The following is a 10,150-nucleotide window of genomic DNA, read 5'->3' on the forward strand; positions in this document are numbered from 1 at the left end:
TGCCACCGCGGCGGTCTTCATCACCAACTGGGCCACCGGCCTGCAGAAGCAGCAGCTGATCGCGATGAACGGGGCGCCCTGCGGCAACGGCATCACGATGTGTTGGCGGGTACAGGCACCCCAGGGCAAACCGGTTATCGCCGTCGTCGGCGACTCCACCGCCATGGCCCTCGACCCCGGCTTCGTCGACCTCGCCCACCGCCGCGGCTGGGGCTACGTCCTCGCCGCGAAACAGGGCTGCGGCATCGGTGGCCTGCCGTTCACACTGCACTCTCCCAACCCGCCCGCGCCCTACCAGGTACAGTGCGCCATTGATGCCGACCAACGGCTGCACGCGGTGCTGGACACCTATCACCCGTCGATAGTGTTCGCGCTGTCGAACTTCGAGACGCTCCCGTACGCCACGGCCGACTCACGACTCGTGCAGCCGCTGACACCGGAGTGGACCGACGGGCTCCACGGCGCGCTGCGCCACTTCGCCGAGCAGGTGACGCAGACGGGCGCGGTGCTGGTCACACCGGGTGTGCTGCCGATGTCCAGCAGCGCCAAGGCCTGCCTGGCACCTAACCCGCCGAAAAACAGCTGTAAACCGGTCTCCGCGTCCACCCCGAACGGCAACGCCGCCAGCACCATTTACCAACGGGTCGCGGACGAGACCCCGGGGACGCACGTTCTCGCCATGCGACAGGTCGTCTGCCCGCGCGGCGCGTGCCCGATGGTCATCGACGGGCTCGTGGTGCGCTACGACGGCGTCCACTTCACGCCGCAGGGCGCGCGGTGGTTCGTCAGCAAGATGGAGCCACAGCTCGCGGGCTACGCGCGAACCAAATAGGCCCAACCGGTCGCCACGACAGACCGCCCGCGGCCGCGACACATACAGACGTCGCGGCCGCGGGCGGTCTGTCGCTCGGCGCCGCTGTTGTTCCGGCAGATCCGCGACAATGTCGACGACGGAAGGCTCGACGGGTCGGCACTTCCCGTGCCGCGCCGGCATGTCCGCCAGCGTCGCCTTCGAGCGGGGCCGTTTCCTCCGTGCACGTGATGGTTCGTCCGATCGAGGCGCTGTACTCCACGTGAACTCCCCGGACACCTGGTGCGGACCTGAGGTTCCACCGGCCACGGACACGCGGCGGAAACAGCGGAAGGGGTGGCCCGATCATCGGGCCACCCCTTCCGTCATACCTGCGGTCCTCCGGCCGGAGCCGGCAGGGCCTGCCGTCAGCGCGGTACGGCGGGCAGCAGGTCCTTGCTGTGCGCGCTCGCGTAGGCCGGCACGCTGTCGTTGTTGATGGCGTTCCACAGCTCGGGGCTCGCCGTCGGGTCCAGGTAGACGACGCTCTGGTCGCCCTCCATGCCCGTACCCTTCACCGGAGCGGTGAGGTAGGTGATGCCGCCGCTGCGGATCCCCGGTACATCGAACGCGAGCGAGCGCATCTCGCTGTTGGACAGCTGGCTGTCGACCGAGATGGCCTTCGTCAGGGAGTCCATCAGGTGGAAGGCGCCGATCGGGTCCTTCGCCGGGTCGAACCCGCTCATCTTCGCCATCACGGCCCGCAGCAGGTTCTGCTGACGCTTGACCCGGTCGAAGTCGCTGCCCGGCAGGCCGTGCCGCTGCCGGACGTAGAACAGCGCCTGGGTCCCGTTGAGGTGGTTGATCCCCTTGTGGAAGTGGTTGCCCACCTGGTCGGTCGTGTCCTCGGACACCTGGACGTCGATGCCGCCGAGAGAGTCGATGATGGAGGTGAAGCCGGCGAAGTCGACGACCGCGAAGTGGTCGATCCGCACCTGGGTGAGCTGCTCGACGGTGCGGATCAGCAGGCTCGGGCCGCCGAGCGAGTACGCGGCATTGATCTTCATCTTGCCCTTGCCCGGGATGTCCACCCACGAGTCGCGGGGCACCGAGACGACCTGCGCGGAATGGCGGTCGGCCGGGATGTGCATGATCATGATCGTGTCGGTACGCTGCTCACCCGGTCGCCAGGACGGGTCCTTCGCACTGCTCCCGGTGGTCGCGTTGGGATCCCGGGAATCGGAGCCGAGCAGCAGGAACGTCTGGCTGTTCTTCGTCGCCACCGGCTTCTGCGGACGCTGCTTCTCGTCGAGACCGGCGAACGCGTTGTCGATGCGGCCGACGTTGCCCTGCACCCGGTTGATCAGCACGTACCCGCCGATGAGCGCGATCCCGACCAGGATCGCGAGGGACGCGCTGGTGATGATGAGCACGCGGCGCCAGCGCCGGCGCGGGCGCTTGCCGTTGCCACCCGGGCCGCGCCGCCCGCCGTTGCCACCTCCGCCGTTGCCACCTCCGCCGCGGCGCGCCTGCGCCGAGGGGACGTCTTCGGCGTCGACCTGAGCGGTCGCCTGGCTCTGGTAAACCCGGCCGGTTGAGGCGCGCATCTGGTGTCCGTACGCCTGGGGTGAAGGACCGTACTGGGGCCGCGTCACTTCCGTGTCCTCTCGTTCGTCGCCGCCACACGAGCCACTCCCTTGACGACCGATGCCGGTCGCAGTGACGGGATGGGGACCGACGGTGGCGACGTCGCGGGATCGTTGTCGATGTGGTCGGTAGGTCTGCTGGTGGTGTCGAAATGCGACCGCACAGCCGCGGACGTCAGGCCCAGCACGAGGCCGAGCGCCATCGACGCGGGCACGTCGCGGGCGGGCTGCGGCGACACCCGGGTCGCACGCGCGCCGCCCGGGGTGTGCGTGACCGTCCGGTACGGCGGACGCCCCGCACCCGTCGTCAGCTCGCGCAGCAGCCGGATGAACTCGGTTGTCAGAGCGTTGACGAGGTCACGCGGCTTCGCCGCCGACGAGCCCTGCGCCGCCACGGTCAGCTCCCGGTCGGACCCGACCGTGATCCTGTACTCCGCGGCCAGCGCCGCCGGCGTCGTGTCCAGGTGCAGCTTGTCGATGACCGCGCGCATGACACGGTCGTCGACGAGCATCCGGCGGTACAGCTGGACGTCGCCCGGCCTGCTCACAGCCGACATGTACAGCGTCATCTGAGCGCTGTACAACGGCGTCTGCTGTGACGTCACCACCGCGCCGGTGACGGTGGCGAGCACGGTGACGGTGAGTATCCACCGCCACCGTTGCCGCACGACGCCCATCAGGGCCTTGAACGCCGCCGACAGCATCACGCGACCGGCGCCTGGGCCGGCGACAGGACGCCGTCGGGTCCTAGGTCGACGGCCGGGTCGACGATGGCGACGAGCGTAGCGCCGTCCGCCACATCGCTCGCCGGCTGTGGGTACACGGGCACGCGCAGCAACCACCAGATCGCGGCCGCGCCGGCGGCCAGCGTGGTGATCAGCACGGTCGGCACCGGCAGCGCGCCGGACGCCGCGAGCAGGCCGAGGGCCGTACTCGCGAGCGCGAGAACCGCGAGCGTCGCCGGGACCTGCGGCCGGCTGAAGCCGAGCCGGCGGAGCCGGTGCGCGATGTGGTCGGTCCCGCCGTCCAGCCACCGGCGTCCGGCCCGGACCCGGGAGACGACCACCAAGGTGGTGTCGACGGTCGCGACGAACGTGACCAGCAGCAACGCGGCACCTACCTGGAACGTCCCCCCGCTCGAGCCGACCAGCGCCACGGCCGAACCACCGATCATGAAACCGATGAACAGCGAGCCGGTGTCACCCATGAAGATGCGCGCGGGCGGCCAGTTCTGCGACAGGAAGCCGCCGGCTCCCGCCGCCAGGCCGGCCAGCAGGACGGCCACCCCGGGTCGCCCGTTCACCAGGGCGTACACCGCGAGCGCGACCCCGGTGGCCGCCGCGATGGACCCCGCGGCGCCGTCGGAGTTGTCGAGCAGGTTGAACGAGTTGGTCATCACGACCAGCCACACGACCGTGACGACCGCGTCGGTCCAGGCCGGCCCGATGATGTCGATCCGGGTGCCGGCGGCGGCCAGCAGCGCGGCGACCGCCGTCTCCACGCCCAGCCGCGACAGCGGATGCAGGGAGCGCACGTCGTCGACCAGTCCGAGGACGGCGATGAGGAGCCCGCCCAGGGCGAGCGTGACCAGCCGCGCGTCCCAGTGCCGCAGCAGGAAGGTGGCAGGGACGAAGGTGGCCACCGCGACGGCTACGCCGCCGAGGTACGGCGTGGCGCGCAGGTGCGCCTTGTGTGCGGCGGGCCGGTCCGTCAGGTTGAGCCGCAACGCGACCCGGCGCATCGGCTCCGTGAGCGCGGCGGCTACCGCGAGTGACGTTAGACCCGCGGTGACGACCGGGGCGACAGCATCGATGGACATCAGGAGTTGACCATACCGGCAGTGCCGACCGCGGTGGCGGCCATCTCCCGCCGAACTTCGGCGATGATGTCGTTCAGCGCGTCGTCGAGATTGCGCTGGGGCGCCCAGCCGGTCAGCGTCCGCAGCCGGGCAGTGTCGGGAATGCGACGGTTCATGTCCTCGAAGCCGGCCCCGTACACCTCCTCGTAGGGCACCAGCCGGATCTCGGAGTTGGAGCCGGTGAACTCCAGGACGCGCTCGGCCAGCCGGAGGATGCTGATCTCGCCGGTGTTGCCGATGTTGAAGGTCTGCCCGATGGCCGCCGGCTCGTCCAGCAGGGCCAGCAGGGCACTGACGACGTCGGCGACGTGCGCGAAGCAGCGGGTCTGCGTGCCGTCACCGAAGACGGTCAGCGGCTCGCCGGTCAGCGCCTGGTGTACCAGCCGCGGAATCACCATGCCGTACGCGGGGCTCTGACGCGGGCCGACGGTGTTGAACAGCCGTACGACGATCGACGACAGCCCGAGCTCGCGGTGGTACGCGTTGGCCAGGATCTCGTCGACGACCTTCGCGGTGCTGTACGCCCAGCGCATGACGCCCGGGCTGCCCAGGATCCGGTCCGCGTCCTCGGTCAGCGGGCCGCTGGCGTTCTTGCCGTAGATCTCGGATGTGCTGGCGATCAGCACCCGGCGGTCGTGCCGGTGGGCGGCCTCGATGACGTTCTCTGAGCCGCGGATGTTCGTACGCAGTGATTTGAGTGGCTGCTCGACCACGAGGCGTACGCCGACCGCCGCAGCGAGGTGCACGACCGTGTCGCACTCGTGCACCAGCTCGTCGACGACGAGTTCGTCGAGCACCGACCCCTGTACGAACCGGAACCGGGGGTTCCGGGCGGCCGCGTCCAGGTTGGCCAGCCGTCCCGTGGACAGGTCGTCGAGCACCACGACGGACTCACCGCGGGCAAGAAGCGCATCGACCAGGTGCGACCCAATGAACCCGGCGCCACCGGTCACCAGCGTTGTCCCGCCGCGCATGCAATTCTCCTAAAGACTGTGAAGCGGATGATCACCCTACCGCCGACTCGCGGCGCGGCTAGGGCGTGGAACAGGACGCGAACCCGTAACCTGTCCCGTGCGCATAATGTCCGTGTGTCGATCGAAAAAGGCAAACGCGCAACGCCATTCAGTGCGCTGCGTCGATAAGGAAAGAGACGAATGGTGGCCGTGATGAGTCCAACCGACCTACGGCGACGGTCTGATCGGCTGACCTTGCTCACCGAGAAAGCGCACCGGGTGACTGCTCCCGCCGCCGTGTGGGTCGTGACTCCCCTGCTGGTCTACCTGTTGCTGCGCCAGCAGACCTTCTACGCCGTGGTCGGGTTCGCCGTCACCCTGCCGTTGCTGATCGTCGCCCGTCCGGGCCAGGTGGCCCTGATGCTGACGCCGGTGGTGACGCTGCTGCTGGGCGCACCCATCTTCCAGCACGGCAGCCAGATCGTGACGGGCGCGGTGGCGGCCCTGGTCATCGGTGTCTTCCTGCACCTACGCAGCGGCAGCGCGCGGCTACGCGCCGACCATGTCGTGGTCGGGTTACTCAGTTGCGTCCTGCTGGTGAGCCTGCTGTTCCCGGCCGAACACCTGAATCCCGTCTCCTCCCCACGGGCCGACCTGATGACACTGCTGGAGGGCCTGATCCTGCTGTCGGTGACGTTGGCCGCGCCGCCGTTGCCGCGGCGCGTCGCGCACGTCTCGGCGCTCACCGGCGCCGCCGCCGCGATCTGGACCCTGATCGCGGGCGCCTACGAAGGAGGGCGTCTGGTCGGGCTCACGCTCAACACCAACTACCTCGGCGCCGCGTTCGCCGTGCCGGCGGTGATGGCGATCGGCGTGGCCTGGGCGAGTCGTCGGCCGCTGTGGCTGCTGGCCGCGCTGCCGAGCCTGGTCGGCCTCGCCGCGACCCGCTCGCGGGGGGCGATGATCGCCACCGCCGCGGGGATCGTCGTCCTGGTGCTGGCCCACGTCCGCCGTGCCCGCCGTTCGGTGCAGGTCGCGGTCGCCACAGCGCTGGTCGCCGCGGTCGCCGGTGGCCTCGCCCTGACGCAACTGGTCGGGCTGGGCAGCCGCAGCACCGAGGAGCTCACCTACAACAACGAGGTGCGCGCGCAGGCGGCCCAGTTCGCCGTGCACGTGGCCCTCCACCACCCGCTGCGGGGCATCGGGTACCTCATGTTTCCCCCCTATGCCGGCCTGGCGTCCAATCTGAACGTCGTCATCAACACTCACGACGACTTCCTGCGGCTGGCGGCCGAGGCCGGCCTGCCCGCGCTGCTGGTCTTCCTGTTCCTGCTGTGGCGCGGGGCGCGGCGGCTGCGCGGGATCGGCCGGAACGACATCACGGTGCTCTGCGCGGCCGTGGTCACGTACGCCGTCGGCCTGCTGTTCGCCAACACCCTGTCCAACCTGATCGTCACGACGCCGTTCTGGCTCGCGCTGGGCACCCTGATGAGCCACGCACCGGATCAGCGCGGGACGTTGTACCACTCGAAGGGCGGCCAGGGCATGCACGCGGAGCCCGCGGCCGAAGCCTGAGCCCGCGGCCGAAGCCTGAGCCCGCCGTCGGCGCCTGACCTGACCGGGATCCGGTCAGATCAGGCGCCGACTTCGTATCCGGTCAGGCGTCGACGCGGGCGCGTCGGCGCCCCGGCCTGGTGAGCCGGTCCAGATCCGCCCGTCCCGGCAGCAGCCGGCGCGCCGGGGTGCCGGTGGCGCGCAGGAACCACGCCACCTGAGCGCCACCGAGGATCGCGTACCCCCCGCTCGACGCCAGCCCACAGCCCACGACCCCCCAGCGCGGGATCAGCACCAGGCACAGCACGACGTTGGCCGCCACAGCGGACAGCGAGATGGCCGAGGAGACCACCGGCCGGTTGAGGCGTACCAGGAAGCCGTTGACCGGCCGGGTGGCGCCAAGGGCGAAGATCCCGACGGCCAGCCCCATCAGCGCCGGCACGCTGCCGGCGAACCCCGGCCCGTACAGCAGCGGAACGAGTACCGGCGCGGTAAGGCACATCCCGGCGACGGCGACGGCCGACAACAGCGCCGAGGTCCGGGTGGCGGCGAGCGTGACGGCTGCCGCGTCGGCGAGTTCGGTGTCGGCCTGCCTGGCGAGGGCCACCTGCGCGGCGGCGTCCGTCACGATCCACGCCAGCTCCGCGATGGTGACCGCGAGCGAGTACAGGCCGACCGCGGTCGGGGTGGACAGTCCGTTGAGAAGCAGGACGTCCAGCCGGAGCAGCAGGTACAGCGCCGCGAACGCCAGGTGGTAGCGCAGCCCGTAGGTCAGCGTCGCCCCCGCCAACCTCCGGTCGACGTCGCGCAGCCTCGGTCTCATCGCGGGTACGAGCATCACCAGCGGAAGCCCGGCGGCGATTGTCCACACCCAGACGACGACGCCGACCGTCAGCGTCCCGGTGAACGCGAAGCCGAGGAGGGCTCCGCACTGCCCGACGGCGGCGACGAGCGACGCGCGGTTTACCACGTTGAGACGGCCCTGCAGCACCAGGACGCTGTTGACGTACAGGACGGTCATGCCCAGCGGCACCGCCGCCAGCGCGACGAGCAGCAGCCCGTAGCTGGGGAGCGGCACCGCGCGCGGGCCGAGCAGCAAGACGATGATCAACGCGGCGGTGCCGGCGAACGTACCGACGGCCGGACCGAGTAGCAGGCTGTTGCTGGGAATCGAGGCCCGCGCGCGCCGCCAGAGCGCGGTGTGCGCCTGCTCCACCGACATGTGCCCTACCGACTGCGCCATCGAGGCGACCGCCACCACGGCCGCGTACGCGCCGCGGCCCTCCGCGTGCAGCGAGCGGGCGATCACGATTCCGGTAGCCGCGCCGAGCGCCACCCGGGCGAACCGGGTGAGAACCGTGTGGATGACCTGACGGGACCGGGAGCTCATCCCAGCAGGTCCCGGTACAGCGCCTCATGACGCTCGACGCAGGCCGGCGTGCTGTACGCGGTCGCCGCCTCCCGCGCGGCCGCGCCCAGCCGCGCCCGCAACGCCGGGTCGCCCGCCAGCCGGGCGATCGCGGCGGCGAGCTCGGTCGGCGCGTGCGGCGGTACGAGAAGACCGGTCTCGCCGTCGGTGATGAGCTCGGGTACCCCGCCGACGGTCGTGGCAACCACCGGCAGGCCGGCCGCCATCGCCTCCAGGACCGCGTTGGGCAGGCCCTCCTCGTGCGAGGCGAGCACGGCGAACTGGTGCTCGGGCAGGTACCGGCTGGCCCCGCGCAGCCCGCCGGCGAACTCGACCACGTCGTCGAGTCCGTACCCGCGGCACAGCTGGTCCAGGTGCGCGCGCTGCGGGCCGTCGCCGATGAGCCGTACACGCGGCGGCGCCGGCAGGCTCGCCAGCGCCGCGAGCAGGTCGTCGTGTCCCTTGTACGCGATGAGGTTGGCGATCATCACGCCGTGCGCCGGCTGCCGCGTCACGTCGGCGTGTGCCCCGGGCAGGTCGACGCCGTTGGGGATGACCCGCACGCGGTCGGTCGGGTAGCCGTCACGCTGTACGGCCTCCTCGGCGCCGGCCCGCCAGTTGCACACCATCGCCGTGGCCGCCCCGCGGCCCAGCGCGTGGAACAGCCGGTTGCGGCGCCCGACCGGCGGGGGCGTCGCGCCGCGCCGGCCGGCGACCCGCACCGGCACGCCGGCCGCTCTGGCCAGCGGCAGCACCAGGCTGTAGCCGGTGAACAGGAAGGCGTGGCACACGTCGGGGCGCAGCGCCCGCAGGTGACGGCCGACGGCGAGCAGCTCGCGCAGCCCCGCCGCCACCATGCGCACCTTCCGGTACCCGGGTGCGCCGCTCAGCGGCATCCCGGCGTACCCGAAGACCCGGACGTCGACGCCGGCCGCGCGCAGCGGCTCCTCCAGCGGGCCGCCCTTCGACAGCGCGAGCACGTGCACGTCGTGACCGCGCTCGCGCAGCCCGACCGCCAGTTTCACCAGCTGCGTCTCGGTACCGCCGACCCGCAGCGTGCCGACCGCGAGGACGACGCGCAGCGGGCGGCCCGGCGCCCCGGTGCCCGCCGGCTCGGGAACGACCGTCACCGGCCGGCCGCCGGGGTCGCCTCCGGCTGCGGTCCCGGCCGGGGGCCCGGGCGGGGTCCGTCGACGAATGTGCGGTGCCACAGCTCGAACTGCATCAGCGCCCAGATCCGGCTGGAGTGGTCGATGCCGGCGTCGTGCTGGTCGAGCAGGGCGCTGACCGCGTCGGGCCGGAACAGGCCGCGGCCGCGGGCGGTGGCGTCGGTGAGCACGTCGCGCGCCAGGTCGCGCAGCTCGGTGCGCAGCCAGCTCCCCAGCGGCACGCCGAAGCCCATCTTCGGCCGGTTGAGCAGCTCCGGCGGCAGCCAGTCGGCGACCGCCCGCTTGAGCAGGTACTTGGTCTGCCCGTCGCGTACCTTGAGGTGGGTGGGCAGCCCGGCGGCCCATTCGATCACCTTGTGGTCCAGCAGCGGCGAGCGGGCCTCCAGCGAGACGGCCATCGTGGAGATGTCGGCCTTCACCAGCAGGTCGCCGGGGAGGTAGGTGTTGACGTCGGTGTCGATGATCCGGCCGAGGGTGGTGTCGGCCTTCGAGCCCATGAACGCCTCGTCGATCAGCCGGTAGCTGTCGATGCCGGCGAGCCGGTCGCGCATCGCGTCGGTGTAGAGCGCGTACTTCTGTTCCGGGGTGAAGTACGAAACGATCCGCGCGTACCGGCGGTGCGGCGGCTGGCCGAGCAGGTGCAGGCCGCGCGCGACCCGCCGCAGCGGCGAGCGCGTCGGGTTCTGCGCACCGAGCGCCTTACCGAGCCAGGCCAACGGCCGCTGGGCCACGGCCGGTACCGGCACCCGGCCGGCCGCGGTGGCCATCCGCA

Annotated in this window: 9 protein-coding genes; 2 read left to right on the forward strand and 7 right to left on the reverse strand. The window is 71.4% G+C overall.

Annotation, left to right across the window (positions count from 1 at the left end):
* The coding region (locus HC031_RS31910; RefSeq protein WP_167929188.1) for an SGNH hydrolase domain-containing protein at window positions 1–832 on the forward strand (832 nt) is incomplete at its 5' end.
* Window positions 833–1,218: 386 nt separating this feature from the next.
* Here the strand turns inward: HC031_RS31910 and HC031_RS31915 are convergent.
* From HC031_RS31915 to HC031_RS31930, 4 genes are read right to left on the reverse strand one after another with little or no spacing between them, the layout of a single operon-like run.
* Complete coding sequence (locus HC031_RS31915) at window positions 1,219–2,397, reverse strand: LCP family protein (protein WP_167929189.1); 1,179 nt, start codon at window positions 2,395–2,397, stop codon at window positions 1,219–1,221.
* 44 nt (window positions 2,398–2,441) lie between these two features.
* Window positions 2,442–3,143 (reverse strand): YveK family protein, encoded by a 702-nt coding sequence (locus HC031_RS31920; RefSeq protein WP_167929190.1) that lies wholly within the window; start codon window positions 3,141–3,143, stop codon window positions 2,442–2,444.
* Window positions 3,140–4,255 carry a glycosyltransferase family 4 protein gene (locus HC031_RS31925; protein WP_167929191.1) on the reverse strand — a complete coding sequence of 372 codons (1,116 nt, stop codon included), beginning with the start codon at window positions 4,253–4,255 and terminating at the stop codon, window positions 3,140–3,142. The genes HC031_RS31920 and HC031_RS31925 overlap by 4 nt, the downstream gene beginning before the upstream one ends.
* The gene (locus HC031_RS31930) at window positions 4,255–5,268 is read right to left on the reverse strand and encodes an NAD-dependent epimerase/dehydratase family protein (protein ID WP_167929192.1); all 1,014 of its coding nucleotides are present in this window, start codon (window positions 5,266–5,268) and stop codon (window positions 4,255–4,257) included. The genes HC031_RS31925 and HC031_RS31930 overlap by 1 nt, the downstream gene beginning before the upstream one ends.
* A gap of 258 nt (window positions 5,269–5,526) precedes the next feature.
* Between HC031_RS31930 and HC031_RS34675 the strand changes: the two genes are divergently transcribed.
* On the forward strand, window positions 5,527–6,822 hold the full coding sequence (locus tag HC031_RS34675; RefSeq protein ID WP_205863510.1) for an O-antigen ligase family protein: 1,296 nt from the start codon (window positions 5,527–5,529) through the stop codon (window positions 6,820–6,822).
* 82 nt (window positions 6,823–6,904) lie between these two features.
* Here the strand turns inward: HC031_RS34675 and HC031_RS31940 are convergent, their stop codons facing one another.
* The 3 genes from HC031_RS31940 to HC031_RS31950 all read right to left on the reverse strand — a co-directional run.
* Window positions 6,905–8,191 (reverse strand): lipopolysaccharide biosynthesis protein, encoded by a 1,287-nt coding sequence (locus HC031_RS31940; RefSeq protein ID WP_167929194.1) that lies wholly within the window; start codon window positions 8,189–8,191, stop codon window positions 6,905–6,907.
* Entirely contained in the window at window positions 8,188–9,339 is a 1,152-nt protein-coding gene (locus tag HC031_RS31945; RefSeq protein ID WP_167929195.1) for a glycosyltransferase, read from the reverse strand. The genes HC031_RS31940 and HC031_RS31945 overlap by 4 nt, the downstream gene beginning before the upstream one ends.
* The coding region (locus HC031_RS31950; RefSeq protein WP_240943291.1) for an asparagine synthetase B family protein at window positions 9,336–10,150 on the reverse strand (815 nt) is incomplete at its 5' end. The genes HC031_RS31945 and HC031_RS31950, both read right to left, overlap by 4 nt.

Source organism: Planosporangium thailandense, assembly GCF_011947195.1.
In the GTDB taxonomy this organism is placed as follows: Bacteria; Actinomycetota; Actinomycetes; order Mycobacteriales; family Micromonosporaceae; genus Planosporangium; species Planosporangium thailandense.

Bases quoted from the DNA above. Each gene is read 5' to 3' on its own strand.
- HC031_RS31940 (WP_167929194.1), bottom strand. From the start codon at position 8,191: ATGAGCTCCCGGTCCCGTCAGGTCATCCACACGGTTCTCACCCGGTTC.
- HC031_RS31930 (WP_167929192.1), bottom strand. From the start codon at position 5,268: ATGCGCGGCGGGACAACGCTGGTGACCGGTGGCGCCGGGTTCATTGGG.
- HC031_RS31925 (WP_167929191.1), bottom strand. From the start codon at position 4,255: ATGTCCATCGATGCTGTCGCCCCGGTCGTCACCGCGGGTCTAACGTCA.
- HC031_RS31915 (WP_167929189.1), bottom strand. From the start codon at position 2,397: ATGCGCGCCTCAACCGGCCGGGTTTACCAGAGCCAGGCGACCGCTCAG.